This window comes from Herbaspirillum sp. Her2 (assembly GCF_057961375.1).
Genome location: NZ_CM176331.1, coordinates 786,928 through 811,095, shown reverse-complemented (window position 1 = coordinate 811,095; position 24,168 = coordinate 786,928). Strand labels below are relative to the sequence as shown.

The window sequence follows — 24,168 nt, the reverse complement described above, 5'->3', positions numbered from 1 at the left end:
CGACTGGAAGTGAAAGTCGGAAATCCTTTTGCATCCCGGAAAATGCTTATTCAGTCTTGATAGATCTGATAAATGTGTCGTAGCTCAAATGAAACAACGTCATCAATTTTCAACTGATGCACATCGGTGTGCCGCAGGACATTGTTGACGGTACCCTGCAAGCTATTACCTTCCACGACTGTAACAATGACCCAAAACCGCTCAACATCATCAGCGCAAATTTTTACTAGAGTTCCCGCGCGCACATTTGCGAGTTCGCTAGGCGACGGTGCCTCAAAGGTCACCGGATACATTTTGTGCATTTCTTGTGCGTCAGTAAAATCTGCCATTTCGTCACGATATCACGCAAAGGGGATGACCGAAAAACTCGGGCCTTAATTCCAAGGACCGGTTCTGGCCCATGCGGACATCTTAGCTCAAAGAAACAATGATGGTAGGCGGATGTGGAGTCCAGCTATGTATCCAGCAAATCATGCGAACGTGGTTGATGGGCGTGGGGGCAGGATTTGTTATTCAGAAACAGCGTGTGAAGCAAGGTCCGCAATCGGCCAGAAGCGCACTGTTAAATGGGAAATCGACTATGAATTTTCTCTAGCGATTGACCAGCTGCTTGGGCAATGTCAACGTCATCAGCGCACCAATTACCGCGAAACAGGCGATGAAGAAGACACCGTTGTCGATGCTGCCAGTCATGTCCTTGACCACACTCACCATATAGGGGCTGACGAAGCCGCCCAGGCCGCCAACACAGTTGATCGCCGCGACGCCGGCGGCCATCCCGACACCCGACAACATTACACTGGAGATGCTGAATAGCATGACGGTGGTGCTGTAGGCACCGACCGCAGCGACCGACAACGCTAGCAGCGCCCAGCCCATCGAGTCGTGCATAACGATGCTGCCCACCAGACCGCTGCAGACGAACGCGAACGGACCGACCAGGTGCCAGCGGAGCTCACGCGTCTTGTCAGAGTGGCGACTAATCAGATACATACAGATGAGAGCTGCAGTGGACGGCTCGGCAGTGTACGTCCCACATGCATGACGTCGCTGACCTTGAACTGCGCCACCAGCGTCGGCAGCCAGACCGACACGCCGTAGGAACAGATGGCGGAACAGGAGCAGACATAGGTGAGCGTAATTGACAAAATGTCTGCAATCGACCAGCCGCTAAGCAGAATTCTGCGGCCGCTGCTGCTGCCAACCCCATGATGGAGCAGGCGCGTGAATTGGCCGGACCGGTATCCACTTTCAAGCCCGATAGTGCGCAGAGGCCCGCCGCGCCTTTCAATATTGAGAAGCGAGAACTGCCCAATGCTAGGGCCTTGCCACTGGGCTGAATAGGTCAATTCATGGAAAACCGCCGCGTCATGCGGGCGGTTTTGTTATAACGGCTGCGTATCCAACGAGGGAAAGGGTGTCCGGCATCCACAAAATCCCAAAAAAATACACAATATGCAAAAAATGTTAAATATTATATTTATTCAGTTGTTTTAGCCTACTATTACGGCAATTAATACAAGTCAACTAACAGAACCTTAGCCTTAGAAGTGTAATTGCGTTATCAACGATTTGTTGGCAATGATTGGCTGCTTCTGGGAAAAGCAAGTCCGTACAAACAATTTAAGGTACAGATGCCCCTTTCGATCCAAGCCGCTAAAAGCATACTGAAAATTGTGGTGTATTTTTATTGTTTCTATTTCACGATTTGTGGATCGGCATTTGCGGTATGGCTCTTTTTTTACTTGCGCAAGAAAAACTCATATTTAACAGGCGAGGGATCCTCGCAACATCACGACCTCCATTCCCTGCAAAGAATTCCTATTGGTTCCGCTGAAGACTTAGATACATAGTTTTTGCTAGCAATCAGGGCGTGCCTTGAAGTCAACCGTAGCGATCAGCTCAGCAGGCTTTGCATTTGTGGAAAAAATCATGCTACTAGATTGGGCACGACTGAAAGAATTCTTTACTTGCGGGATGATCCTAATGAGTAAGAGGTTTTGGCTTTTCTTTATTGGTGGAGCTATGTATTTGGGAATGGTTCTTAACCTTCTATCAAGCCTAATCGTTTATGAGCCAGACGGAGCGATTAGACTAAAAACGCTACCTCCTGAAAATCAAAGCCCCCCCTGCAGCCGAGATCGTTGAGGGGAATATGTTTATTCCCTTTCGATTTCATCCTCCCCCCGGACCTACTAGACACTCCGCAGCCTAAAATATCAGGCAACCAATGAGTCGTCATGAGTAACAAGCGTTATCCGGAAGAGTTCAAGATTGAGGCAGTCAAGCAGGTCACGGAACGGGGCCACTCAGCCCCTGATGTTACGAAACGGCTCGGGGCTATTTGCGCCGTGCCAGTGTGGTGTGCGGGCACTCGCCGAACAGTCTATTGTGATAGCGCAAGAAGAGGTAAAAATGGGGAAATCCCCAGTTTAGCGCTATGTGGCGGATATCTGCCGGAACTGTTGGGTCCAGCAGGCCCCCCCCTCACCCGCCCCAGGCGTTGCGTGCCAGGAATTCCATGGGAGTCATCCCCTTGTATTTTCGGAACCCAAACTGAAGTGAGCGCACGCTGACAGAGGAATGTGCGGCAATGTCAATGAGGGAAATGGGGGAAGCCAGGCGCGCCTGGATGAATTCGACGGCTCGTTTGATCTGGCGCGGAGCAGGGCTAGGTGGTTGGCTTACCATTACGTGCGAGTAATTGTGCGGCATGTTCTGCAGGAGCATGTAGACGGCCGCCTGTTGCAGGTTGACCAGTGCCAAGGGAGCGTTGATCAACGGGGCATTTCCGGAGAGACCTTGGGCAATGATATCGATGATCGATTTGAGTGGCGCAAGTGCGCAGGGATCAGCGGGCAGTGAAAGCGGATTGCTCGCGGCACTGGCGCGTCAATCAAGTGAGACAGTTTACGGGTCAGGCAATGGGCCGGGAAGAACAGTCCTTCACAAAAGGAGGTGCTGGAACTGGTAATTGTCCTGATCTGTTCCAGGTTCTGTATCATTGCGCTCCCGCCATCGCAATGATGGGCTTCCTTAGCAGAGCGCCATAGCGTTTCCCCACTGTTTTGGATATGCAGGCTGTATCCACTGGCCTCCGGGGCATGGCTTACCAGCCAGCCTGGGTTGCTGCTAGAGCGGTAAACCCCACCATTTGGAATTAAGAAATACTCCCCATCATAGCTAGCCCTCGAATGGTCGGCAGAGGGTATGTCAATTCTGATACCTGTCTGGAGTGAACCCCTCGGGCTGGACCAAGGTTGCCGAGCAAGTTGTGCTGCGAGCGGTTCTGGTTGCCATCCGCATGAAACCGTCGAAGGCACGCGGGGAATCAATGATGCAAAGTGTGCCATCTAATCTGCGATATCCGCCAGGAGGGCGCGGGTTTTACGTTTCTCCCCTTCCTACGGCCTGTCCTTTGCGGGAATATCCCAATTTGGTTTAGGCCTGGCGGGTTCTGAACACATTATGGCTCGATGAGCAAACTGACTCTGCCGCATCTAAATTAAATCGCTCTTTGGTTGCGTCAAATTGCGTCAGTTCCGGAAGCCATCCGTCAGGCCGCCAGGCTAAGTCGGACGGGCTTTGGCATCAGATGCAAATTTGAGTCAAAACAGCCCTAAGTAGTGGGCAGGCGCGGGGTGGGGGCAACCGCGCGCGCCGGGCTGAAAAAGACAAAATAATTACATTTTTGCAATTATTTCAGCCTTCGCCCTCCTCCACCCCGGCCCCCGAACGCGTCAGGGCGGCTTTCCCGCACAATGGGAACAAATTCTGTTACCCCTCGTCAAAGCCAGCACAACAGCGCAGCACTTGTGCGCCATGTCTAACCTGGCGAGGAAATCATGAGTCGTCCATTCATCACCATTGGAGACAAGACCAGCCATGGCGGCACGGTCATCAGCGGCGATCAGACCTTTCTGATCCATGGCAAGGCCGTGGCAGGCATCGGCGATCTGACCTTCTGCCCGCTCTGTAAAGGCACCTTCCCGATTACCACCGGTGCCGAAGACATGATCACTAACGGCAAGGCACCTGCTCGCGAGGGAGACCGCACCGCATGTGGTGCGGTCCTGATGGCTACACAGGCAGTCACTACCCACGCCATGGAACAGGATGCAGGTACGGCCGCCAACGCTTCCACTGCCGCCAGCACCCTGACCAATGCACTGCCCCCAGCCGATTCAGGCATCTGCCTCAGTTGCCTGATGAATGCCGCAAAGTCCGGCGCAACTATGATCGTGCGCGACTGATGCCTGCCGACATTCAACAGCGGCTTGCGCAACTGCGCAGCACCATGCCGCAACTCAAGCTATATGCCCTGGTGGATGGCTTTCACTACCAGGCTCATTATGAAAAGGCCCTTGAGGAAGATCCGCACATGCGCGGGCTCTTCCTCGGTACGGTCGATGCTCACCTCTCTCCATCAGGACCGTGGCTACTGGATGCCGAAAACGCTCCAACCGATCTGCACGGCGACGTGACACGACTGGAGGCAAGGTCTCCCGCAGTGTCATGGCTCATCAGTCCAATGGGCCTGGATGAAATGGCGGCCACGCTGCTGGCCCGCGTGCAGGTCGTGCTGCCAGACGGTCGACAGGCCCTGCTGCGTTTATGGGATCCGCGAGCGCTGGCCAATGCCGCGCGGGATTTTGATGAGTCGCAGCGTAGCTATCTGTTCGAAGGGATTACCGAATGGCTGTTTTTCATGGATGGCCGCCGTGTGCGCATTGGAAGGCATCATGCTCAGAATCACTGAAGAACAATTCCAGAAGATACAGGCGCGCGACACTGACAATTTCGTTGCGGCGGTTGCCGATGAGTTCCTGGCAGATCGAGCTGATCTCCAGGCGCATCCAGGCCGCGCCGAGATCATCGGACGAATGCGCGCCGCATATGACAATGGGCTGAAGCTGGGATTCACTCAGACGCCTTCGCTCATCTACATGATGTACATGTCCGCCGATCTACCCGGAATATTCCAACGTCCGGAGACGCAACAATACCTGAGCAAGCCAGGAGCCACGCCTGAGCAACGGCTGAGCGATATGAAAGATGTGCTGCGCTACTTCGCTCGCACTTCAGAACAAGAAGAGGAATAAGCATGGCTTTTCTCGCTATCCCGTTCGTGCCGGCCATCTCTGCGGAAGTTGCAGCTTGGTTGGCACTAACCGGCACTGCTGCCGTAGCCGGCGGTACCGCTGCAGTCTATACAAATTCCAAGAGAGCTGAAGAAGCTCAAAGCAAGCCGCTTGCTCAAGTTGACGTGGCAAAGAAAAGCGATAAGTGCAAGAAGTGTCCGCCGGACGGTGGTGCACTCGTTACGCGAAAATGGAATATGTCCGATATCTCTCGCGAGTATCAGGCTCGAGTGACGGGCTTTTCCCCCTACACTGAATGGGCATTTTCTGGCGTGGACTTTGACGGATTCCGTTCTCCTGAATGTCTCTTGCAGGAGGCCAAGGCCAAGTACGGGCATTTTTTTGACCAAGAGATGGATAAGCCGAAGTTCTTTTTTTCGTTCACCGGATATAGGAAGCTTCTGATGCAAGCAGCTAAGCAAAATGCTGTGACTACAGCATCGCCTCCTGCACGCCTAAATTGGTACTTCATGGAGAAATTCGTTGCCGCCCATATGCGACGTCGATTCAGCGCCAGAGGTTTCCTCATAACTGTAGTTTTTATGCCCTAATCTCATGAATATTCAGTTCGCTTACAAAGCCGGTATCGATAGCCTTCCTAGTATTCTCGAACAGCTCAATCAGCTATGGAAGGTAGCTACCGCGCTAGACAAAATAGGCATGCCGCTTGAAGACTGGTGCCCACCAGCGGATACACCTGACAATGCGCGACGCAACGTCGCTTTTGAGAAAAATGGGCCGTCGGAGGCGGCTATTTCTATTTTTAAAGAAGAGGAACAAAACGATCCATCAGAAACCTTTAGAGCACTAGGTGTATGGAACGGTCAAGAAGATACTGGTGGAGCAGTCATCCTGCATGAACTATCTATCGGTTCGAATAGTTCGAACTCGGCCTTTGAAATCAATGCAAAAGCCGTTCATGCTCTGGAGGAAAAGGGAAATATCGTTCAGATTATCAATACCCTTCTAGAAATCTTCCCTGCGCCCTATATCCAGGTCAGCCCTCCTCCGTACGAAACTCGGCATGCCGTCTTCGAAGATCGCCCATGCGTCGGCTGGATGCTGTATTTACCTGAGATTCTTACACCAGCACAGGTGCCGGAGGCTCCCGAGCTCATTCCGGTTTGGGACCAAGACAAGAAGCAGAAAGGAACAATCGTCGTCAGCGTTCGGAACGAAACGTTTTCTTTGAAAAACAAGGAGCACATCAAGGTTGCAAACGCGATTGAGATTCGCCTTGCAGATCAAGATTTGCTTCCTCGCTTTTCGAATCTATAGCTGATGTCTTCCAGCGCGGCGACGCGCTGAATCCATCTTCTGATAGTCATCCCGGCAATGAATGTCGCAGAACAGCAGCTCGACGGCTACTGGCTCGTCGCAGAAATGGCAGCGGCAGTCAGGCTGAAGCGCTGGCGCACGTCGTGCGGCGGCCAGGCCGGCGGCGATGGTTCGATAGATTCTGCTGTCTGCGTTGTCGGCGTGATCGCTCATAATTATTTGCCCTCATTGGTAGGAAGTTGATAGGGACGGAAGCGGACCACCTCTTGGCCGGCCCACTCGTTCAAGGAAAGAAATTGCGCCTGTAACGGCTCAATCTCGTTGCAGCCGAAGACGGCGGCGGCCTTCGTCACATCGCCGAATCCGCCGGTGTTGTTGGGCATGGTCCCGAGTAATTGCGGCGGCACGCGATGCGCGGCCAGCACGTCGTCGCGCGTGCAGTTCTTGATGTTGAAAAATTCGTCCTTGGCAGCGATCTCAGAGACCGGCAGGATCTGCAGGCCATCCTTCTTGCCACCTGGCGCATACACGAACAGGTTGCGGAAGTTGCCCGGCCCCTTGCTGTTGCGCATCGCCTCGCGGAGCTTGTCCACGTCATTGACGTTGCTGGCGGTGTCGGTCATGTAGAGGATGAAGCCCGCGTGTGAGCCGTTGAGGTAGTAGCGGCGACGGAAGAGCGTGGCCGACTCATTGAGCCAGGCTGACTGCAGCGCGCTCACGTATTGCGGCACGCCATACACTTCCTGGTTGATATCCGGTGCCTGCAGGTGCCAGATACCGTCCCGCTCAAATTCGTAGGTATCCCGCCAGCCATTGACGAAGAAATAGCGCCCTGGCTCCACGCCGACGCGCGTGTATTTGGCCAACGCCGGCTTGAGGCTCAACAGCTTGCCCGTCATGCTCTCGCGCCGCTCGGCATAGCAGTTACCGAACAACAGGAAGTCCAGCGCCAGGCGCGTGAAATCGCCGCGCGATAAGACTTCGGAAGGCTGGAAAGTCGAGGCCAGGATATTGACCTTGCACCAGATCGCACTGGCATGGTGAACGCTGGCATTCAAGGACTTGGCCAGGCCGGCCATACTGAGCGGCGGCTCGTACCAATCACCATTGCGGTAGCACTCGACGTCGGCCAGCATGTCCCGGCCTTCCAGCACGGGTGACGGGTCGCCGAAAGAAAATGCCTCAACGGCTGGCGGCGGTGCATCGACCTTGGCCGGTACGGTGTTGGCGGATGCAGCCGCGCGGCGGCGTGCGCTATGTTTCATCAGAAGAACTCCATGGAAGAGGTGTTGTTAGCGGTGGTGCCTTCAAAAGGCTCGTAGTCGAGGGCATGCATGCCCGCACTGGCACATGCTGGTGTTTGTGCGCGCTTTGCCGGGCTACACCACTCCGCACGTCAAGGACGTGGCCGGCCGCGCTATCCGCGTGATGAAGCGCTACGCCTGGCGCGTGGACCGTGGCGAACCGGGTGCATTCAAGCGCCGGCTCGACGTGAAGCGAATTGACTGGTCGAAGGGCAGCGCCGCCGGCTACATCGCCAAGTATGTGGCCAAGAACATTGACGGCGTGGCCGACCACAAGACCAAAGAAGGCTACGTGGTGACCACTGACACGGCCGGCGATTATGAGCTGACGCCCTCGGCGCGCGTAGAAGCCTGGGCGGCCCGCTGGGGCATTCGCCAGTTCCAGCAATGGGGTGGCGCACCTGTAAGCGTCTGGCGCGAGCTGCGCCGCGTGCCGGCGGACATGGTGCAAGAGGCACCGCCGGCGATGGCCGCCGCCTGGGATGCAGTACAAAAGGTCGAGGGCGAGAAGCGTGCATGCTGGGCCTGCTATTTGCGTGCCCAAGGCGGCGCCATTGTGAAGCGCGACGATCTGATGGTCACCCTGGCCAAAGAAACCAAGACTGTCACCGGCCGCTATGAAGAGTGTGAACGCGTAATGCCCTATGGCGTCCAGTGCCGCCAAATGGCCGGAGTGGTGTTCAAGTCCGTTCGGCATAAATGGACGCCAGTTCAAGGGCACGACGCCCGCGCATCGGCGGGTTCGGGGTTCCCTTGGACTCGTGTAAATAACTGTACGCAGCCCGCTGGGACTGACTTTGCGGCCGATGTGTCCTTCGAGCCGAAGACATCACCAGCGCCGGTCATGTTCAAGCTAGACCAGGCTACGCAGATCGATCATGCCTGGCTCGCCCTGGGCGCATGTCCCTGGCCTCGACCGGTGGTGGACGACATGCCGACATGGCCGGGGCCAGGCATGACCGCCGATGAACAGCGCCGGGCCTTGGCCGCCTGGGCTGCCATCAAGGCGTGCCCCTGGCCACGCGTGGTGCCTGTGCCGGACAAGTCCCCGCGCCGCGGCACGCCTCGCCAGGTGGCCGACTGGCGCGCCGGCCGCCTCGATGTGACCGAACTACCGATTGATCCCAACCCAACGAAAGGGAACGCCCCATGACCGCGTTTCGTGTCGTCGTGCGCACCGCCAGCGCACGCCATTCATACACCGCCATCGCAGCCCATAGCTGCGACGTGATCGCCGCCGCCGTCGATCGCTTTGGCGTGTGTTCTGTCACGGCCACCAAGGAGAAGAAGCAATGAATGCACCTGTGAAATTTGATGTGATCGCCCCCGCCAGCAAGCCGCGCGACTTCGTGATGCAGCCACCCCAGGCCCTCGACCGCATCACGTTCAACACGCCTGACGATGGCGTGCTGGCGGGCTATGTGTCGGTTATTCGTCAGCACCTGGGCAACGGCGAGCGGTTCGCCTGGGTGGAGCTGGATAACGAGCCGGCCGGTCTGTTCCGTGGCGTACCGCTGGCGGATATCCTCACTTGCGATGATGCCGGAGACGTGCGCCGCAATAGCCCGAACTGCGAAGCTAGACGTCTGTGCCTGAGCGACTACAGCGCGAACATTATCGACAGGGGGAGAATGGATGCTCGCAATTAAAAATCCAACCGCCTGTGGCCAGCTTCTACGAATGCTGGCCGAGCAAGTGGAAAACGAAGTTCCCGAGGTCGAAGGCTGGAGCATGAGCAGCCATCCGCGCGACTTAGCGACGTGCGTCGCCCGCCGGCATAATCAACAACCCAAGCTGAAAAATTGGGAGGCAAGATGAAAAAGCGGTCCAAGAACTCACATCAAAGCGCCCCATTTATTGCTGCCGATATTCTTGAAAAAAACTCAAACATGCGTCCATTGATCAGGATGCTTGCAGCCCAAGCGGTGAAGAACTGGTTGACCGGCAACCCACTTAATACAGCAACATCAACGACACAAGATAGTAATGAAGGCAACGATCTACGCACGGTATAGCAGCGACAAACAGAGCGAGACCTCTCTCGATGACCAGTTACGAGTATGCCGAACTCGGGCGGATCGGGAGGGGGCTACGGTCGAATTCGAGCGCTGCGACGCGGCCATCTCCGGCTCGACTGCCGTCGGAAGCCGGCCAGCAGGTAACGCAATGCTGGCCGATGCCCTCGCCGGCCGCTTCGATCTGCTATTGGTAGAAGGTCTCGACCGGCTTGCACGCGACCAGGTGGAGCAAGAGCAAATTGTCCGCCGACTTGAGCACCGAGGTATCCGGATCATCGGCGTTTCGGACGGATACGACTCGCGACATAGCGGCCGCAAGATAATGCGCGGCGTGCGAGGTCTGATCAACGATCTGTACCTGGACGACCTGCGGAGCAAGACGCATCGAGGCCAAGCCGGCCAAGTGGAGCGAGGCTACATCGCCGGGGGTAAGTCCTTTGGGTATGACATTGTGAAGGCTGACGGCGGGAGCACATACCAGATCAATGAAAGTCAGGCGCGCTGGGTAGTGTGGATTTTCGAGCAATATGCGGCAGGAAACAGCGTGCAGCGGATAGCTCATGAGCTGAATAACCAGGGCGTGCCATCGCCACGTGACAGCACGTGGGCCGTGTCGGCGATTTATGGCAGCCCGGTGAAGGGCTCAGGCATCCTGAATAACTCGATGTATGTGGGGCAGTACGTCTGGAACAGATCTCAGTGGATCAAAGATCCGGATACCGGGCGACGCCAGCGGACGGAGCGCCCCCGGGAGGAATGGCAAACGGCAAACCTGCCAGAGCTGCGCATCATTGATGACCAACTCTGGCGCCGCGTGCGCGAGCGCATCGACGCCGGCCGGGACGAGCATGGGCGCAAGCGCCAAGTCCGCCCTGCGACAACTCTCTTTGGGGGCATGATGCTCTGCCCGCACTGCGGCGGAGCCGTGGTTGCGATCAATGCCGAGCGCTATGGCTGTGCAGCGGCCAAGGATCGCGGCCCTGCCGTGTGCAAAGGATTTTCAATACTAAGAGAGCTGGTCGAAAAGAGACTGATTTCGATCATCCGCGCAGAACTACTGTCACCTGTGGCAGCTGCCGAGTTTGAGAAGGCCTTTGAAGAGATGCTGAAGGAGAATACCGATTCTACGGAAGATGTTTCTCAGACAACAAAACGTATAGCACAGCTGACGGCAGAGATCGGCAGAGTGGTTGATGCCATCACGATGATCGGTGTCTCGGAGGCGCTGGCGGAGAAATTGAAGACCCTCGAAAATGATCGCAGCTCCCTGCAGCGCAGGCTTGCGCTCAAAGCTGCGAGCGAAGCAGCACGCAATCCCAACGTGACCAGCATCTTCAACGAGATCCTGATGAACCTGACTGCTGCGCTTCGCGAAAATCCTCTGATGGCCAGAAAGATCATGGGCGATATCTTTGGCTCGATCCAGCTGGAGCTCAGGGAAGGCAATCAGGTGTGGGCCAAAATGGCAACGGCCCAGCTACTTAAGCAAGTAGCCGGGCCGTCTATATCGGTGGTTGCGGGGGCAGGATTTGAACCTACGACCTTCGGGTTATGAGCCCGACGAGCTGCCAGACTGCTCCACCCCGCGTCTGAAGAAAACAATTATAGGGCAGGTAAAATCGGAATGCAAACATTTTCTGCAATCTTTTTACAGTGATACACTCCTAACCGCATTGCAGCTTCCCGCAGCCGTCCAGGACAGCGTCCCAACGCCCCGTCGCCGCGGCAAGAAAATGCACCAAGGGCCTTTCCCTACTATATATATAGACAGACACCTTCCGAGCCTCTATGAAATTCTGTTCCGAGTGCGGCCACACAGTCTCCCTGCAGATCCCTCCCGATGACACGCGGCTGCGCCATGTGTGCGGCAACTGCGGTGCAATCCATTATCAGAATCCAAAGATGGTGGTCGGCTCCATCCCCGTCTGGGATCAGGATGGCCAAACCAAGGTCCTGCTCTGCAAGCGCGCCATCGAGCCGCGCCTCGGTTACTGGACCCTGCCGGCCGGTTTCATGGAAAACGCCGAAACCACCGAAGACGCCGCCCGCCGCGAAACCGAAGAGGAAGCCGGCGCACACATCCAACTGCACGAACTGTTCTCCCTGGTCAACGTGCCCCACGTACACCAGGTCCACCTCTTCTACCGCGCCACCCTGCTCGACCTCGACTACCAGGCCGGTGTCGAAAGCCTGGAAGTGGCCCTCTATACAGAAGACCAGATCCCCTGGCAGGACATCGCCTTCCCCACGGTGGAATTCACCCTGCGCGCCTTCTTTGCCGATCTCAAGAACGTGCGCAACGGTGAAGGCAGCTTCACGCTGCACACCGAAGACATCCGCCGCCGCATGATCTGATCCGCAGGAGCACGCGGATGATCGCCTGGCTGGACCTCGATACGCCCTTCCCCGATGTCTCCCGCGCCCTCGCCGACCCGGCCGGGCTGCTGGCGGCCGGCGCAGACCTGTCGCCGCAGCGGCTGCTGGAAGCCTATCGCCACGGCATCTTCCCCTGGTTCTCCGAAGGCCAGCCCATCCTCTGGTGGAGTACCGATCCGCGCATGGTCCTGCGCACCGATCAATTCGCCGTCTCCGACAGCCTCAAAAAGACCCTGCGCCGCATCGAACGCAGCCGCCACGGCGACGGCCTATGGCAAGTCACCTTCGATACCGTCTTCGAACAGGTCATGCAAGGCTGCGCCGGACCGCGCCGCCATGAACAGGGCACCTGGATCTCGCCCGAGATCATGGCAGGCTACACCGGCCTGCATCGCGCCGGCTACGCCCACTCCTCCGAAGTCTGGCTCAACGGCGAACTGGTCGGCGGGGCCTATGGCGTCTCCATCGGACGCATGTTCTACGGCGAATCCATGTTCGCCCGCGTGAGCGACGCCTCCAAGGTGGCGCTGGCGCATCTGGTGTTCTTCCTGCGCAGCCACGGCGTGGAGATGATCGACTGCCAACAGGAAACCTCACACCTGGCCTCGCTGGGCGCTCGCCCGATCCCCCGCAGCGACTTCCTGCGCCACCTGCGCGCAGCCATCCAGTGGCCGCAGATCCGTGGCTGGGAACCGCTGAACCTGCTGGAGCACGGCATCCCGTCGGCCCGACGCGACTGAGCCTGGCGCGGTTCTTCACTGCGGCCATCAAAATGGTGTAAATTGGAACCTGACTCCAGGGACCGCACGGGGCAGCAGAGACCTCGCCGCCGGCCTCCCGCAAGACAGGACAGGACGCACATGACGCATCTCAAAGACTTGCCGTTCTCCACGTTGCAGTTCTATGCAACCGCGCCCTACCCGTGCAGCTATCTCGATGACCAGCAGGCCCGCTCGCAAGTGGCCACCCCCTCCCATCTCATCAATGCAGATGTGTACTCGGAACTGGTCAAGACCGGCTTCCGCCGCAGCGGCATCTTTACCTACCGCCCCTACTGCGACGGCTGCAATGCCTGCACCCCGGTACGCATCCGGGTAGCCGACTTCGAACGCAACCGCAGCCAGCGCCGTGCCTGGGAACGCAATCGCGGCCTGCAAACCCTGGTCACCAACCTGACCTACGCCCACGAACATTACGAGCTCTACCTGCGCTACCAGTGCGCCCGCCACGCCGGCGGCGGCATGGATCAGGACAGCCGCGATCAGTACGCGCAGTTCCTGCTGCAGAGCAAGGTCAATACCCGCCTGGTGGAATTCCGCGAGCCTGACGGCACCCTGCGCATGGTCAGCATCATCGACGTACTCAATGACGGCCTGTCCTCGGTCTACACCTTCTTCGATCCCGACCTGCCCGCAGCGTCCTTCGGCACCTACAACATCCTGTGGCAGATCGAACAGGCGCGCCAGCTGGAGATGCCCTACGTTTACCTCGGCTACTGGATCAAGGAAAGCCAGAAAATGGCCTACAAAACCAACTACCAGCCGCTGGAAGCCCTCCATGAAGGGGAATGGAGCCTGCTGGAAGGCTGAAGCAAGCTTCACCTTTGTGGCGCAACGTCTGCAAAAACAGGGGTAGCGGGATCAAATTGGGGGCAACTACGCCGCCAAGGCAGGGAATGGGCGGTGGCACGCGTTAGAATAGCGGCAGTTTTTTGGCCCCTTCTTTCCTGATCGTCCCATCGTGTCCGACAAATTCCTCTACGCGCTCGCGCGTCCGCTGCTGTTTTCTCTGGAACCTGAAACCGCGCACCATCTGGTGCTGCCTGCCCTGCGCTGTGCCGCGCGCTACAGTCTGACGGACTTCGTCACCAAAAAGCCGGCCGCCGATCCGCGTACCGTCATGGGCATCACCTTCCCCAACCCGGTCGGCATGGCCGCCGGGCTGGACAAGGACGGTGCCTACATCGACGGCCTGGCCGCGCTGGGCTTCGGATTCATCGAGGTCGGTACGGTCACGCCACGCGCCCAGCCAGGCAATCCGCTGCCGCGCATGTTCCGGCTGCCGGCCGCCAACGCAGTGATCAACCGCATGGGCTTCAACAATGGCGGGGTGGATGCCTTCGTGGCCAATGTGCAATCCTCGCGCTTCTACCAGGAACGTCAGGGCGTGCTGGGCCTGAATATCGGCAAGAATGCCGATACCCCCATCGAGCGCGCCGCCGAGGATTACGTGGCCTGCCTGGAAAAGGTTTACCCCTACGCCAGCTATGTGACGGTGAATATTTCTTCTCCGAACACCAAGAACCTGCGCCAGCTGCAGGGGGCCTCTGAACTGGATTCCCTGCTGTCGCAGCTGAAGTCGGCCCAGCGCCGCCTGGCCGATCACCATGGCCGCTACGTACCGGTCGTGCTCAAGATCGCGCCGGACATGGATATGGAGCAAGTGAAGAATGTTGCCGACGCGCTGCTGCGTCACCAGATCGATGGCGTCATCGCCACCAACACCACCATCACCCGCGATGCCGTGCAAGGCATGCCGCATGGGGAAGAAGCCGGCGGCCTGTCGGGCAAGCCGGTGCTGGAACTGTCCAACCAGGTGATCCGTGGCCTGAAGGCAGAAGTGGGCGACGCCCTGCCCATCATCGGGGTGGGAGGTATCTTCAGCGGTGCCGATGCGCGCGCCAAGATCGATGCCGGCGCTTCACTGGTGCAGCTGTACACCGGCCTGATCTACCAGGGACCGGCGCTGGTGCATGAATGTGCCGAGGCGCTGCGCGCTCCGCAGGGCCCGGTCGCCGCGCATCACTGAAACCATCCGTCGCGCGCAAATGAAAACAGCAGGCCGCGTGCCTGCTGTTCTTCTTTGGGAAATCGCCGCGTTCAGTCCTTGGACGACTCCTTCTTGAGATTGAAAATCCGGCGCGCATTGGCATCGGATTCGGATTTCTTTTCAAAGTCGGTCTTTTCGCAACCGGCCAGCACAACACCGACGACCAGCGTCAGCAGCATGACGACGACACGCATGATATTCCCCTGAAGATTCGGATGAGGCCCCGGATGGCCGCACTCCCCTCCCAAGGGCAGGCGGACAGCGCCGCCGCATGGACCGTTGCGGCCAGCAGAGGGGGCCGGCAGGCTGCATTTTATGCGCAAAAGTTCAGAATTCGATGACTATCCCTGAAAGTTTTCGCTCAAAAACGCCTGCCCGTTCCCCTCTATAATGGCAAGCTTCCGACGCCCGGCCGTCGCCCTGCTCAGTCTCCATGTCCGTCAACACCATCGCCATCAACCGTGAGATGCGCCGTTTCGATGACCAGGCCAGCGTCTGGCTGTTCGGTTACGGCTCCATCATCTTCAAGGCCGATTTCCCCTATCTGGAACGCCGTCCGGCCCACATCACCGGCTGGGTGCGACGCTTCTGGCAAGGCTCGCACGATCACCGCGGCACTGCCGAGGCACCGGGCCGGGTCGTGACCCTGGTGCCTGAAGAAGGCGCCGACTGTGCCGGCATGGCTTACCTGATCACGCCAGAAGTCTTTGCCCATCTGGATCATCGCGAAAAGAACGGCTATCTGCGCCTGGCCACCACCATGCGCTTCGAGGACGGCCAGGCAGCAGAAGGCCTGATCTACATCGCCGCCGAAGACAATGAAGCCTTCGCCGGCCCGGCCAGCGAACTGGAGATCGCGCGCCAGATCGCCGGTGCGGTCGGTCCCAGCGGCCGCAACAGCGAATACCTGCTCAAGCTGGCCCAGGCCCTGCGCGAACTGGGCGCCGAAGACCGCCACGTGTTCGCCATCGAACAACATCTGCTGCAACTGACCGGGCAGCCAGCCGTGCTATCGTCTGCCTCTCGCTCCTGAGCACCGCATTGAACACGCCCACAAGGAAGAAGAACATGATCAAGTCCCTCGCAGCCAGCCTCACCCTCCTCATGGCGCTGACCGCCTGCACCACCCCGGTGGAGCGCACCGCCAGCGGCGATATCCCGGCCGCCCGCGTCTACATCAAGAGCATGACCGAACAGGCCGCCGGCCTGTCGCAGATCAGCTTCACGCGCGCCGCCGGCCTGCTCAACAATGACATGCTGGAACTGGCCATCAACGATGTCGTGCTGGCCCAGATCGCCGGTGGCGAGCGCTTGTCGATCTGGCTCAAGCCCGGCATCTACGATTTCAGCGTCAAACGCGTCAACAGCCTGGGCAGCAATGCCGGGCCGACCACCGACAAGCTGACCCTGCAAGTCGCCCAGGGCGGCAGCTACCAGATACAGATCAGTACCGAATTGCGCGGCCTGAACCTGCAACTGGCCAAGTAAGCCTGATCCTCCGACGCAACAAATTGCGCCGGATTGCGCAGTTTTACACTTCAGCCCCTGTGGTGCGGACGACACACCGTATCACAGGGGCTGGTTGCTTCTGGCCAGACTGAATTGCCAAGCGATTGATTTAAAAGGAAATATTTTTCAAATCCAGGTATCCCTGACGACGCAATGCGACATTATTCACAAATCAGATAACTGGTATTGGGATTCAAAAGTGGAAGCACGCCCGTGAAGCGAATATATTGCAATGCAACAGATCAATTTCTTCCTCACGGAGCTCACCATGAACATCGTCGCCGACATCCTCCCGTACACCCTGCTCATCGGCGCCATGGTCGCGCGCTACCTGATTTCGGTCAAGTAAGCAGCCTCCTGGCCGGGTGATCGCCGGTCTCCGCAAGGAGATCTGCTGGCATCCCGGAGCAGTCCTGAAAAGCGGTCATTGTCGCGTTGCAACGCTGACAGTCCGCTTTTTCTTTTGCCCCGGATTGTCCGCATGATTCGCACCATTCCGGCGCAAAATTGCACCATTATCATCATTCTTGATATCTGGACGATGTTCCCTGGTGCAATGTTTGTGGTCGGCTGCAGGTAAATGTCAGGTCGCGGCCTCACTTGCAAAGCTGCTGCAGCGCATTACACTCGCAAGCTTTGCCAACGCAACGAAAGTGAAGCATGAAGCGACTTGCCTCTCTCCTCGCCGCCTCCGCCCTGCTGCTGGCCGTGCAAGGCTGCGCCTGCGCGCCCGGCTTCGTCGGCTTTGACAGCCGCTGCCAGTTCATCAACGTTCCCAGCGGGCAACCCTGAATGAACAAAAGCGCCGGATCGGCTCCTTGGCGGAGCCCGTCACGGCGCTTTACATGCGTAATTTCAGGTTAAATCCTGAACCCTTCTTCACGCTGATTTCAGCGTTCATCTTTCCATCCCGCCTGCTTTGTCCGGTTTTTACTCCGCAGGCGGCAGTTGCCCCAGCCACTCCCGCAAATCGTGCATGGCCTGCTCGCGCAGCCCGGCTTCCTCGTTGAAGATCTCGTGATAGGCCGAGGCATACCAGTGCAGCGTCTTGCGCTCGCCCGGCAACGCCTCGAAGAAGGCCCGGCTGCCGCGCGGGGCGACGAAGGCATCGTCTCCCGCCACCTGCAACAGCACCGGCCGCGTGAATTGGGCGGCATCTCGCGCCACATGGTGCATGGCATCGAGCATGAAATTGAGCATGCGCGGCGCAATCTTGCCGTGGTTGAGCGGGTCCTGCCGGTAGGCCCGGACCTCATGCGGATCGTGCGAGATGCGCTCGGCCGGCAAGGCGGTCGGCAGGGCCAGCCCCGGCGCGATGGCCGACGACACCTTCAGCAGCAACCGCTGCCAGCCCGACAAATCCAGCGCCAGGGCCGGCGAAGACAACGCCAGTGCCCGCACCGGACTGAAACCGCCAGTGGCAAACCGCGCCGCCACCAGCCCGCCCATGCTGTGGCCGAACAGCAGCGGCGTACACTGGGTGCGGCGGCTGAAGTCATCGAAGGTCTGCTTCAGGTCTCGCAGCAAGTCATCCGGCTGGATCAGGCTGCCCTGCCGCCCTCCTGAATTGCCATGGCCGCGATGGTCGCAGATGCGCACCGAACAACCCGCTGCATTGAACAAGTGCGCCAGCGCGGCATAGCGCCCGCCGTGCTCGCCCAGTCCATGCACCATCTGCACGGCCGAAGTGGCCCCGGGCAGCAGCCAGTCGCGGCAAAACAGCCGGGTGCCGTCAGCGGCGTCGATCCAGTGTTCCTGTACCGGGAGGGAAAGCGTCATGGTTTGTCGAGAAGAGTGGAATTGACGTCGGCCTGGCGGCGCGCGGTGCGCCAGGCCTTGCGCAGGCGGCGGCTCTGGCGCAGGGCGAGGTGCAGCGATGCGGCCCAGGACAGCGGACGCGGATGCACCACGGCGCGCAGCGCGCGGGCATAGTCCAGCACCATGCCGGGGGTCCAGGCCATGGTCACGGCGCGTTTGCGGATCTGGCTGGCGACCCAGATCTCGGGCGTGAACATCATCCTGACCGCATTGAACCAGTGCCGGTCGCGTCCGCCGATGACGCCTTCCAGCGCGGCCTCCAGCGCATGCGCCACGGTGCTGGAGCAGTTGCGATAGGTCAGGTTGTAGATCTCGGTCTGGCGGTAGTGCTGCCAGAAGCGGTCCAGCGAGGGACGGCGGTAATCACGGAAAACGATCTTCTCGGTCGATTCGCACCAGGCGGCGGCTTCACTGCGGTAGTCGGTCAGGTAGCGGCCCTTGACGTCATTGTCGGCCGTGGCCCGCAGCAGGCGGGCGAACTGGTCCGGCGAGCGGTCGATTTCTTCGGCCGGATAGAGACTGATGTAGAGCTCGGGCAGGATTTCCAGCGCCGCATGGCCGGTCGAGATGACGCCCTGGTTGTCGACGGCGGCGATGTAGCGGTCGATCAGCGGCTGCCGCCGGGCGGGGCCCTTGGCACTGCCGGCGGGCGTCCACACGTGCACGGTCAGCGGGGGCTGTGCCCCGGAAGGCGGCTTTGCCGGGGCCGGCGCCCCGGCACCCAGTTGCGCCTGCAGGTCCGACGCACCGTCATGCAAGCCGGCATCAAACGGGCGGTCATCGCCGCTGTTGCGCTCAACCAGTACATCGGCCGAGGCTTGCTGCGGCAGCATGCGGCTGCGCAGCGCCAGCCAGATCATGTTCCAGCCGCCAAAGACCAGGCCCAGCCCGATGCAGTAAGGCACCGTGCCCTTGTAATGGGTGGGATAGGGCTGGAAGAAAAAAATCGCCAGCGCAATCTGCACGATCCCGCCGAACATGGCCATGCGCCAGCGCGGAAAGCGCACCACCAGCGCCGAGGTGATCTGCAGCGAGCCGCCGATGGTGAAGGCAATGCCAAAAAGCATGGCCAGCGCCATGTTGCTGGCCTGATGTTGGGTAATGACCAGCACGGCGATGAGCAGGAACAGCCCGCCCTTGGCATAGCGCAGGGTCTTCTGGGCACCCATGCCGCTGTTGGCGACCCACAAGGTCACCAGGCTTTCCACCAGCAGCAGATAGCCGAACAGGGTCAGCGGGAAATTGAGCACGCCATCGAGCGCGTCAATGATCAGCGAGACGCCGATGGTGCCCCAGGCCAGACCGGCCACGGCCAGTGCATGCCAGTTGCGGCGGATGAAATCGGCACCCAGCAATAACAAGACAAGTCGTATCACGGCATTCTCCGGGGCATGCGCCCTTCCCTTTGCGATCCCGCATTCTGGGGGATTCCCTGCGGCGAGGCAAATCGGCCTGCCGGCAAGGCTGGCCGAAGCGGACGCAATCGCGCACAATGCCGGGCTGTCTTCCCTTGCTGCCGCCCATGTCCATGTCCTTGCCGGTCCTGATCTCCGCCCTGGCCAGCAGCCTGCTGCTGCCGCCCGTCTCGCCCTTCCTGATGTGCCTGGCCGGGTTCTGGCTACGCCGTCGCGCACCCCGCACAGGCCTGGCGCTGATGCTGCTGGGGGCCATGATCCTGCTGGTACTCAGCACGCGGATCGGTGCCCTGTGGGTGATCCGGCCACTGGAAGCGCAATACGCTCCACTGGCCGGCGCCGGCAATGCGCAAGCCATCGTCGTCCTGGGATCGGGCCGGATCGACCAGGCACCGGAATACGGCGGCAGCGATGACTCCACCGCCATCGGCATGAAGCGCCTGCAATACGCGGCCTATCTGGCGCGCCACACCGGCTTGCCGCTCCTGGTCACGGGCGGCAGCCCCGACGGCTCGCCCGAAAGTGAAGCCGCGCTGATGGCGCGCAACCTGCAGCGCGACTTCGGAGTGCCGGTGCGTTGGCAGGAAACGCGCGCCGATACCACCGCCCAGAACGCCAGCTATTCCGCCGCCATGCTCAAGGCTGACGGCATCGAACGCATCCTGCTGGTGACCGACAGCATCCACATGCCGCGCGCCATGCGCGTCTTTGCGTATACCGGCTTGCAGGTGCAGGCCGCGCCGACCGTGTTCGCCGGGCGGTCGCGCCCGCGCCTGACCGACTACCTGCCGCGCGCCGGCAACCTGGAGCTGGCCAGCTACGCCCTGCGCGAGTGGGTCGGTCAGCTGTGGTACAGCCTCAGGCGCGCAGCGGGACAGTGAAAACAAGCGTTGCAGCACAAGCCAACTCATAAAATGAATGCCCTTGCGCCTCTTGTTCCGCCATTCAGCACAACGACAGCGGCGTAGAGTGACAAGGTCGCGCGCATTTCGTCCGTAAACGCCCGTGCACACTACTTGACCTAGCAACAACACGCTCACGCAAGGCGATGTACCCGGCCCGCCAGGCCAGGTGCCATCGTCCCGGCACAACGATGCCAGCGAGCGCCTCTACACAATGGGAGATATCACCATGGGCCAGTTGTCCTTCAGTAAAAAACTTTGGCTGCCACTCGGTTTGAGCCTCATCGCACTGCTGGCGATATCCATCTTCAGCGCCGTCATGGTGCGCGATGTGCGCCTGGAAGAGCGCAAGAACGACCTCACCAACATCGGCCAGACCGCGCTGTCCATGGTCAAGGGCTATGGCGCGCTGGCCGAATCCGGCGCGCTGACCAAGGAAGAAGCGCAAAAACGCGCCAAAGCCGCCGTGAAGAGCCTGCGCTACGGCACCGACGGCTACTTCTCGATTTCCACCTCGGCGCAGATCATCATCATGCACCCGATCAAGACCGAACTTGACGGCAAGGACCTGACCAACTTCAAGGATCCGGCCGGCAAGAACCTGTTCGTCGAGATCACCAAGGCCGGCAGCCAGCCCGGCGGCAGCTTCGTCAATTACCTGTGGCCCAAGGTCGGGGCGGCCGAACCGGTGCCCAAGACCTCCTTCGTGATCGCCTATCAGCCCTGGGACTGGAACCTGACCACCGGCGCATACATGGATGACATCAACGCCGCCTTCCTGCGCACCCTGACGCAGATGGCCATCCTCTTTGCCGTGGTGGCGGCGGCCCTGGTAGCGCTGGTGATCGTGATCAACCGCGGCATCCTGCGCACCATCGGCGGCGATCCGGCCAAGGCGGCCGAGGTCGCCAACCGCATCGCCCAAGGCGACCTCACCCCCAACATCGACACCGCACCGGGCGACCGGAGCAGCCTGCTTTACGCAGTACGCAGCATGCGCGATTCGCTGCTGAGTACCATCGCCAACATCAAGACCTCGGCCGACACCATCGCCACTGCCAGCCAGGAAATCGCCAGCGGCAACCTCGACCTGTCGAGCCGCACCGAGCAACAGGCCGGCTCCATCGAGGAAACCGCCTCGGCCATGGAAGAACTGACCGCCACCGTCAAGCAGAATGCCGACAACGCGCGCCAGGCCAACCAGCTGGCTGAATCGGCATCGGAAGTGGCGATCCAGGGCGGCAGCGTGGTCGGCCAGGTGGTGCAGACCATGGAAGGCATCACCGACAGCTCGCGCAAGATTGCCGACATCATCGGCGTGATCGACGGCATCGCCTTCCAGACCAACATTCTGGCGCTCAACGCGGCAGTAGAGGCGGCGCGCGCCGGCGAGCAGGGGCGCGGCTTTGCGGTGGTGGCCTCGGAAGTGCGCTCACTGGCTCAGCGTTCGGCCTCGGCCGCCAAGGAGATCAAGTCCCTCATCGATGACTCGGTGGCCAAGGTCGATACCGGCAGCAAGCTGGTCGAACAAGCCGGTGCCACCATGACCGAAGTGGTGGCCAGCGTGCGCCGCGTCACCGACATCGTGGGGGAAATCAGCTCGGCCAGCCAGGAACAGAGCGCCGGCATCGCCGAAGTCGGCCGTGCGATTACGCAGATGGATGAGGGGACGCAACAGAACGCCGCCCTGGTGGAGCAAGCCGCCGCTGCGGCGCAATCGCTGCAGGATCAGGCGGCCACCCTGGCCGGTCTGGTCGGACGTTTCCAGATTGATGGCAGCCAGGCGCGCACCGTTGCGGCTGCACCGGCGGCGGTCAAGCCGGCCGCACGCCCGGCACCTGCCGCATCAGCGAGCGCTGCGCCGCGCAAGCCGACGGCGGCTCCGGCGGCACGTGCGACCATTCCAGCACCCAAGGCCGCCCCGGCCAAACCCGCTGCAGCAGCCGCGCCCAAGGCGGACGCTCCCGCAGCCAAGCCCGCTGGCAAACCGTCGCGCCTGCCTGCGGGCGACGATGAAGGAGATTGGGAAACCTTCTGAGCCCCCTTGCCTTGCGCACCACCAGCCCGCTTCATGCGGGCTTTTTTCATGGGGACGCCATTCACGCCAGGGCGGCGCGGCTTTCCCCCACCAGCCGGCTGATCAGCCCGGAGTCGGGTGCCACCGCCAGTGCGCGCGCCGTATCCTGCTTGCCGCTGGCCAGCAGGCCCTGCTCATTGGGAGCAATGGTGTATTCGCTATGGCAGGCCGGGCAGTACAGCGTATCGCCGGCCACGGCTTCCCGGGGCCGTACGATGATCGGACCGCATGAGAGGCAGCGCTGCAGAGGAATGCCCTCATCGCTGTGGCCCACGATGTGGGCCAGCTCCGCATCGGCCTGCAGGCCGATGAAGCGGCGTCCCAACTCGGCATCGAACTGCTTGCCGAGCTCACCCTCGATGATTTCCATGGCCCGTGCAATCGGCATCCCGCTGCGGTAGGGACGCGTGCTGGTCATGGCGTCGAAGGCGTCGCAGATGCCGACGATGCGCGCAGCCAGCGGGATGTCCTCACCGCGCCGTCCGAAGGGATAGCCCCGCCCGTCCGGTGTTTCGTGATGCAGCAGCACCGCCTCTTCGGCCAGGGCTGCCAGCGGGTGGCCCGCCAGCATGCGGTGGCCGATCTCGGGATGCGTCCTGATGACCGCGTATTCCGCCTCATCCAGCCGCGATTTCTTGCCCAGTACGGCATCGGGGATGCCGATCTTGCCGAGATCATGCAGGAAGGCACCGATGGTGATGCGGGCCACCTGCTCCGCGGGCAGTCCGGCGGAATGCGCCAGCAGACGCGACAATCGCGCCACCCGCCACAGATGCCCGCCGGTATAGGGATCGCGCGCCTCCACCGCCCAGGCCAACAGGAACAGGCTCATCAGCAGCTGCTCGTCATGCGCCGCCTGGCGCGCAGCTTTGTTGCGGGTGGCGCGCTGCCACAGTGAAAGCAGATTCATCCGGCAGCTCCTTGTCGGGCAGGCTCATCGTAGACCAGGCGGATATCGACCTCGCGATCAACGAACTGCCATTCGGCACTCCGGCGCAATCGCGCGACCAACTCTTCGAATGCTTCAGCGTGTTCCGGCGCGTACTCGAACCAGGTCAGGAAATCGAAAGGCTGGCCCAGTTCGCGCGCATGGTAGAGACGGCGCGCAATCGGTGGCAGGTACTCCAGCCCGATGGCGATGTGGTGCGACTGCTCCTCCAGGATCGCGCGGCGCTCATCCTGCGCCAGCGCCCACCAGGCCGGGTTCTTGCGGATCGGGATGAGGGCTGCGCAGCGTGCCTCGGGCCGCCCCAGGCCCTGCTGCACCGCGCCCAGCGTATCGAGTTCGTGCCGCGTGGCATAACGCGCATGACCGGTGGCACCGTCCAGGCGCCACTGCACGCCGGGCGTAGCGGTGGACTGCGCCTCGCCGGGACCGGCGACGGCAAGCCTTCCCGCCATTGCCAGCGATTCGCCGACCACGGCGTCGACGCGCAGGATACGCCAGCCTCCACTGAGACCAGCGACGAATGCGGTATGGATCACGCTCATGCTCAATCTC

General features: G+C 60.2%; 28 protein-coding genes, 1 tRNA gene and 3 pseudogenes. 21 read left to right on the top strand and 11 right to left on the bottom strand.

Annotated features, from left to right (window positions below; translation table 11 throughout):
• Positions 1 to 50: 50 nt before the first annotated feature.
• Together ACWHXP_RS03710 and ACWHXP_RS03705 are read right to left on the bottom strand one after the other, a co-directional pair.
• A complete protein-coding gene (locus tag ACWHXP_RS03710) occupies positions 51 to 329 on the bottom strand; it encodes a hypothetical protein (RefSeq protein WP_489634470.1) in 279 nt (92 codons plus the stop codon).
• Between the two features lie 262 nt (positions 330 to 591).
• Positions 592 to 993 carry a hypothetical protein gene (locus tag ACWHXP_RS03705; protein WP_489634471.1) on the bottom strand — a complete coding sequence of 134 codons (402 nt, stop codon included), beginning with the start codon at positions 991 to 993 and terminating at the stop codon, positions 592 to 594.
• 1,247 nt (positions 994 to 2,240) lie between these two features.
• On the opposite strand from ACWHXP_RS03705, the pseudogene ACWHXP_RS03700 reads away from it, so the two are divergent.
• A pseudogene (locus tag ACWHXP_RS03700) lies at positions 2,241 to 2,339 on the top strand (transposase); the annotation flags it as partial.
• 148 nt (positions 2,340 to 2,487) lie between these two features.
• Here ACWHXP_RS03700 and ACWHXP_RS03695 read toward each other — a convergent pair.
• A complete protein-coding gene (locus ACWHXP_RS03695) occupies positions 2,488 to 2,781 on the bottom strand; it encodes a hypothetical protein (protein ID WP_489635888.1) in 294 nt (97 codons plus the stop codon).
• Positions 2,782 to 3,845: 1,064 nt separating this feature from the next.
• Here ACWHXP_RS03695 and ACWHXP_RS03690 point away from each other — a divergent pair.
• The 5 genes from ACWHXP_RS03690 to ACWHXP_RS03670 are packed head-to-tail and all read left to right on the top strand — an operon-like array spanning position 3,846 to position 6,419.
• On the top strand, positions 3,846 to 4,253 hold the full coding sequence (locus tag ACWHXP_RS03690; protein ID WP_489634472.1) for a PAAR domain-containing protein: 408 nt from the start codon (positions 3,846 to 3,848) through the stop codon (positions 4,251 to 4,253).
• Entirely contained in the window at positions 4,253 to 4,759 is a 507-nt protein-coding gene (locus ACWHXP_RS03685; protein WP_489634473.1) for a DUF4123 domain-containing protein, read from the top strand. The genes ACWHXP_RS03690 and ACWHXP_RS03685 overlap by 1 nt, the downstream gene beginning before the upstream one ends.
• On the top strand, positions 4,743 to 5,102 hold the full coding sequence (locus tag ACWHXP_RS03680; protein ID WP_489634474.1) for a hypothetical protein: 360 nt from the start codon (positions 4,743 to 4,745) through the stop codon (positions 5,100 to 5,102). The genes ACWHXP_RS03685 and ACWHXP_RS03680 overlap by 17 nt, the downstream gene beginning before the upstream one ends.
• Before the next feature lie 2 nt (positions 5,103 to 5,104).
• A complete protein-coding gene (locus tag ACWHXP_RS03675; protein ID WP_489634475.1) occupies positions 5,105 to 5,692 on the top strand; it encodes a restriction endonuclease fold toxin 5 domain-containing protein in 588 nt (195 codons plus the stop codon).
• Between the two features lie 4 nt (positions 5,693 to 5,696).
• Positions 5,697 to 6,419 (top strand): immunity 52 family protein, encoded by a 723-nt coding sequence (locus ACWHXP_RS03670; RefSeq protein ID WP_489634476.1) that lies wholly within the window; start codon positions 5,697 to 5,699, stop codon positions 6,417 to 6,419.
• 215 nt (positions 6,420 to 6,634) lie between these two features.
• Here the strand turns inward: ACWHXP_RS03670 and ACWHXP_RS03665 are convergent, their stop codons facing one another.
• Positions 6,635 to 7,684 (bottom strand): phage portal protein, encoded by a 1,050-nt coding sequence (locus tag ACWHXP_RS03665; RefSeq protein ID WP_489634477.1) that lies wholly within the window; start codon positions 7,682 to 7,684, stop codon positions 6,635 to 6,637.
• Positions 7,685 to 7,754: 70 nt separating this feature from the next.
• Here ACWHXP_RS03665 and ACWHXP_RS03660 point away from each other — a divergent pair.
• From ACWHXP_RS03660 to ACWHXP_RS03635, 6 genes and pseudogenes are all read left to right on the top strand, one after another.
• A pseudogene (locus ACWHXP_RS03660) lies at positions 7,755 to 8,876 on the top strand (replication endonuclease); the annotation flags it as partial.
• Positions 8,873 to 9,019 (top strand): hypothetical protein, encoded by a 147-nt coding sequence (locus ACWHXP_RS03655; RefSeq protein WP_008330650.1) that lies wholly within the window; start codon positions 8,873 to 8,875, stop codon positions 9,017 to 9,019. The pseudogene ACWHXP_RS03660 and the gene ACWHXP_RS03655, both read left to right, overlap by 4 nt.
• Positions 9,016 to 9,372: a hypothetical protein gene (locus ACWHXP_RS03650; RefSeq protein WP_402706696.1), complete on the top strand. Its 357-nt coding sequence runs from the start codon at positions 9,016 to 9,018 to the stop codon at positions 9,370 to 9,372. The genes ACWHXP_RS03655 and ACWHXP_RS03650 overlap by 4 nt, the downstream gene beginning before the upstream one ends.
• Positions 9,359 to 9,541: a hypothetical protein gene (locus ACWHXP_RS03645; protein ID WP_489634478.1), complete on the top strand. Its 183-nt coding sequence runs from the start codon at positions 9,359 to 9,361 to the stop codon at positions 9,539 to 9,541. Before ACWHXP_RS03650 ends, ACWHXP_RS03645 begins: the two co-directional genes overlap by 14 nt.
• Entirely contained in the window at positions 9,538 to 9,738 is a 201-nt protein-coding gene (locus ACWHXP_RS03640; RefSeq protein ID WP_489634479.1) for a hypothetical protein, read from the top strand. Before ACWHXP_RS03645 ends, ACWHXP_RS03640 begins: the two co-directional genes overlap by 4 nt.
• Positions 9,710 to 10,513 (top strand): annotated as a pseudogene (locus ACWHXP_RS03635) (recombinase family protein); the annotation flags it as partial. The gene ACWHXP_RS03640 and the pseudogene ACWHXP_RS03635, both read left to right, overlap by 29 nt.
• A 368-nt stretch (positions 10,514 to 10,881) precedes the next feature.
• Here ACWHXP_RS03635 and ACWHXP_RS03630 read toward each other — a convergent pair.
• Together ACWHXP_RS03630 and ACWHXP_RS03625 are read right to left on the bottom strand one after the other, a co-directional pair.
• Positions 10,882 to 11,142 (bottom strand): hypothetical protein, encoded by a 261-nt coding sequence (locus ACWHXP_RS03630; protein WP_489634480.1) that lies wholly within the window; start codon positions 11,140 to 11,142, stop codon positions 10,882 to 10,884.
• 110 nt (positions 11,143 to 11,252) lie between these two features.
• Positions 11,253 to 11,329, bottom strand: a tRNA-Met gene (locus tag ACWHXP_RS03625).
• Positions 11,330 to 11,529: 200 nt separating this feature from the next.
• Between ACWHXP_RS03625 and ACWHXP_RS03620 the strand changes: the two genes are divergently transcribed.
• The 4 genes from ACWHXP_RS03620 (at position 11,530) to ACWHXP_RS03605 (ending at position 14,925) form a co-directional block, all read left to right on the top strand.
• On the top strand, positions 11,530 to 12,096 hold the full coding sequence (locus tag ACWHXP_RS03620; protein WP_252695288.1) for an NUDIX hydrolase: 567 nt from the start codon (positions 11,530 to 11,532) through the stop codon (positions 12,094 to 12,096).
• Positions 12,097 to 12,113: 17 nt separating this feature from the next.
• Positions 12,114 to 12,857 carry a leucyl/phenylalanyl-tRNA--protein transferase gene (aat, locus tag ACWHXP_RS03615; protein WP_489623344.1) on the top strand — a complete coding sequence of 248 codons (744 nt, stop codon included), beginning with the start codon at positions 12,114 to 12,116 and terminating at the stop codon, positions 12,855 to 12,857.
• Between the two features lie 120 nt (positions 12,858 to 12,977).
• Entirely contained in the window at positions 12,978 to 13,706 is a 729-nt protein-coding gene (locus tag ACWHXP_RS03610) for an arginyltransferase (protein ID WP_034341208.1), read from the top strand.
• Positions 13,707 to 13,857: 151 nt separating this feature from the next.
• The gene (locus tag ACWHXP_RS03605; RefSeq protein ID WP_209534346.1) at positions 13,858 to 14,925 is read left to right on the top strand and encodes a quinone-dependent dihydroorotate dehydrogenase; all 1,068 of its coding nucleotides are present in this window, start codon (positions 13,858 to 13,860) and stop codon (positions 14,923 to 14,925) included.
• A 71-nt stretch (positions 14,926 to 14,996) separates the two neighbouring features.
• On the opposite strand, the gene ACWHXP_RS03600 is transcribed toward ACWHXP_RS03605, so the two are convergent.
• A complete protein-coding gene (locus ACWHXP_RS03600; protein WP_157845704.1) occupies positions 14,997 to 15,140 on the bottom strand; it encodes a hypothetical protein in 144 nt (47 codons plus the stop codon).
• Between the two features lie 239 nt (positions 15,141 to 15,379).
• Here ACWHXP_RS03600 and ACWHXP_RS03595 point away from each other — a divergent pair, with 239 nt between their 5' ends.
• From ACWHXP_RS03595 to ACWHXP_RS03585, 3 genes are all read left to right on the top strand, one after another.
• Entirely contained in the window at positions 15,380 to 15,979 is a 600-nt protein-coding gene (locus ACWHXP_RS03595; protein ID WP_489634481.1) for a gamma-glutamylcyclotransferase, read from the top strand.
• A 35-nt stretch (positions 15,980 to 16,014) separates the two neighbouring features.
• Positions 16,015 to 16,434 carry an NAD-GH domain containing protein gene (locus ACWHXP_RS03590; protein WP_489634482.1) on the top strand — a complete coding sequence of 140 codons (420 nt, stop codon included), beginning with the start codon at positions 16,015 to 16,017 and terminating at the stop codon, positions 16,432 to 16,434.
• A gap of 681 nt (positions 16,435 to 17,115) precedes the next feature.
• Positions 17,116 to 17,247, top strand: a complete 132-nt coding sequence (locus ACWHXP_RS03585; RefSeq protein ID WP_256497413.1) for a hypothetical protein — start codon at positions 17,116 to 17,118, stop codon at positions 17,245 to 17,247.
• A gap of 138 nt (positions 17,248 to 17,385) precedes the next feature.
• Here the strand turns inward: ACWHXP_RS03585 and ACWHXP_RS03580 are convergent, their stop codons facing one another.
• Positions 17,386 to 18,234 carry an alpha/beta hydrolase gene (locus ACWHXP_RS03580; RefSeq protein WP_489634483.1) on the bottom strand — a complete coding sequence of 283 codons (849 nt, stop codon included), beginning with the start codon at positions 18,232 to 18,234 and terminating at the stop codon, positions 17,386 to 17,388.
• The gene (locus ACWHXP_RS03575; protein WP_489634484.1) at positions 18,231 to 19,649 is read right to left on the bottom strand and encodes an HdeD family acid-resistance protein; all 1,419 of its coding nucleotides are present in this window, start codon (positions 19,647 to 19,649) and stop codon (positions 18,231 to 18,233) included. Before ACWHXP_RS03575 ends, ACWHXP_RS03580 begins: the two co-directional genes overlap by 4 nt.
• Positions 19,650 to 19,795: 146 nt before the next feature.
• On the opposite strand from ACWHXP_RS03575, the gene ACWHXP_RS03570 reads away from it, so the two are divergent.
• Both ACWHXP_RS03570 and ACWHXP_RS03565 read left to right on the top strand, forming a co-directional pair.
• Positions 19,796 to 20,569 carry a YdcF family protein gene (locus ACWHXP_RS03570; RefSeq protein ID WP_420840832.1) on the top strand — a complete coding sequence of 258 codons (774 nt, stop codon included), beginning with the start codon at positions 19,796 to 19,798 and terminating at the stop codon, positions 20,567 to 20,569.
• 250 nt (positions 20,570 to 20,819) lie between these two features.
• Positions 20,820 to 22,628, top strand: a complete 1,809-nt coding sequence (locus ACWHXP_RS03565; protein WP_489635878.1) for a methyl-accepting chemotaxis protein — start codon at positions 20,820 to 20,822, stop codon at positions 22,626 to 22,628.
• A 61-nt stretch (positions 22,629 to 22,689) separates the two neighbouring features.
• Here ACWHXP_RS03565 and ACWHXP_RS03560 read toward each other — a convergent pair whose 3' ends face one another.
• Entirely contained in the window at positions 22,690 to 23,577 is an 888-nt protein-coding gene (locus ACWHXP_RS03560) for an HD-GYP domain-containing protein (protein ID WP_199725121.1), read from the bottom strand.
• Entirely contained in the window at positions 23,574 to 24,158 is a 585-nt protein-coding gene (locus tag ACWHXP_RS03555; RefSeq protein ID WP_209534350.1) for a chlorite dismutase family protein, read from the bottom strand. The genes ACWHXP_RS03560 and ACWHXP_RS03555 overlap by 4 nt, the downstream gene beginning before the upstream one ends.
• Positions 24,159 to 24,168: the final 10 nt, after the last annotated feature.

What these genes read in the sequence shown, in the direction of transcription:
- ACWHXP_RS03710 (WP_489634470.1), bottom strand. Translation starts at nt 329, where the DNA reads ATGGCAGATTTTACTGACGCACAAGAAATGCACAAAATGTATCCGGTG.
- ACWHXP_RS03705 (WP_489634471.1), bottom strand. Translation starts at nt 993, where the DNA reads ATGTATCTGATTAGTCGCCACTCTGACAAGACGCGTGAGCTCCGCTGG.
- ACWHXP_RS03690 (WP_489634472.1), top strand. Translation starts at nt 3,846, where the DNA reads ATGAGTCGTCCATTCATCACCATTGGAGACAAGACCAGCCATGGCGGC.
- ACWHXP_RS03685 (WP_489634473.1), top strand. Translation starts at nt 4,253, where the DNA reads ATGCCTGCCGACATTCAACAGCGGCTTGCGCAACTGCGCAGCACCATG.
- ACWHXP_RS03680 (WP_489634474.1), top strand. Translation starts at nt 4,743, where the DNA reads ATGCTCAGAATCACTGAAGAACAATTCCAGAAGATACAGGCGCGCGAC.
- ACWHXP_RS03675 (WP_489634475.1), top strand. Translation starts at nt 5,105, where the DNA reads ATGGCTTTTCTCGCTATCCCGTTCGTGCCGGCCATCTCTGCGGAAGTT.
- ACWHXP_RS03670 (WP_489634476.1), top strand. Translation starts at nt 5,697, where the DNA reads ATGAATATTCAGTTCGCTTACAAAGCCGGTATCGATAGCCTTCCTAGT.
- ACWHXP_RS03665 (WP_489634477.1), bottom strand. Translation starts at nt 7,684, where the DNA reads ATGAAACATAGCGCACGCCGCCGCGCGGCTGCATCCGCCAACACCGTA.
- ACWHXP_RS03655 (WP_008330650.1), top strand. Translation starts at nt 8,873, where the DNA reads ATGACCGCGTTTCGTGTCGTCGTGCGCACCGCCAGCGCACGCCATTCA.
- ACWHXP_RS03650 (WP_402706696.1), top strand. Translation starts at nt 9,016, where the DNA reads ATGAATGCACCTGTGAAATTTGATGTGATCGCCCCCGCCAGCAAGCCG.
- ACWHXP_RS03645 (WP_489634478.1), top strand. Translation starts at nt 9,359, where the DNA reads ATGCTCGCAATTAAAAATCCAACCGCCTGTGGCCAGCTTCTACGAATG.
- ACWHXP_RS03640 (WP_489634479.1), top strand. Translation starts at nt 9,538, where the DNA reads ATGAAAAAGCGGTCCAAGAACTCACATCAAAGCGCCCCATTTATTGCT.
- ACWHXP_RS03630 (WP_489634480.1), bottom strand. Translation starts at nt 11,142, where the DNA reads ATGATCTTTCTGGCCATCAGAGGATTTTCGCGAAGCGCAGCAGTCAGG.
- ACWHXP_RS03620 (WP_252695288.1), top strand. Translation starts at nt 11,530, where the DNA reads ATGAAATTCTGTTCCGAGTGCGGCCACACAGTCTCCCTGCAGATCCCT.
- aat (WP_489623344.1), top strand. Translation starts at nt 12,114, where the DNA reads ATGATCGCCTGGCTGGACCTCGATACGCCCTTCCCCGATGTCTCCCGC.
- ACWHXP_RS03610 (WP_034341208.1), top strand. Translation starts at nt 12,978, where the DNA reads ATGACGCATCTCAAAGACTTGCCGTTCTCCACGTTGCAGTTCTATGCA.
- ACWHXP_RS03600 (WP_157845704.1), bottom strand. Translation starts at nt 15,140, where the DNA reads ATGCGTGTCGTCGTCATGCTGCTGACGCTGGTCGTCGGTGTTGTGCTG.
- ACWHXP_RS03595 (WP_489634481.1), top strand. Translation starts at nt 15,380, where the DNA reads ATGTCCGTCAACACCATCGCCATCAACCGTGAGATGCGCCGTTTCGAT.
- ACWHXP_RS03590 (WP_489634482.1), top strand. Translation starts at nt 16,015, where the DNA reads ATGATCAAGTCCCTCGCAGCCAGCCTCACCCTCCTCATGGCGCTGACC.
- ACWHXP_RS03585 (WP_256497413.1), top strand. Translation starts at nt 17,116, where the DNA reads ATGAAGCGACTTGCCTCTCTCCTCGCCGCCTCCGCCCTGCTGCTGGCC.
- ACWHXP_RS03580 (WP_489634483.1), bottom strand. Translation starts at nt 18,234, where the DNA reads ATGACGCTTTCCCTCCCGGTACAGGAACACTGGATCGACGCCGCTGAC.
- ACWHXP_RS03570 (WP_420840832.1), top strand. Translation starts at nt 19,796, where the DNA reads ATGTCCATGTCCTTGCCGGTCCTGATCTCCGCCCTGGCCAGCAGCCTG.
- ACWHXP_RS03565 (WP_489635878.1), top strand. Translation starts at nt 20,820, where the DNA reads ATGGGCCAGTTGTCCTTCAGTAAAAAACTTTGGCTGCCACTCGGTTTG.
- ACWHXP_RS03560 (WP_199725121.1), bottom strand. Translation starts at nt 23,577, where the DNA reads ATGAATCTGCTTTCACTGTGGCAGCGCGCCACCCGCAACAAAGCTGCG.
- ACWHXP_RS03555 (WP_209534350.1), bottom strand. Translation starts at nt 24,158, where the DNA reads ATGAGCGTGATCCATACCGCATTCGTCGCTGGTCTCAGTGGAGGCTGG.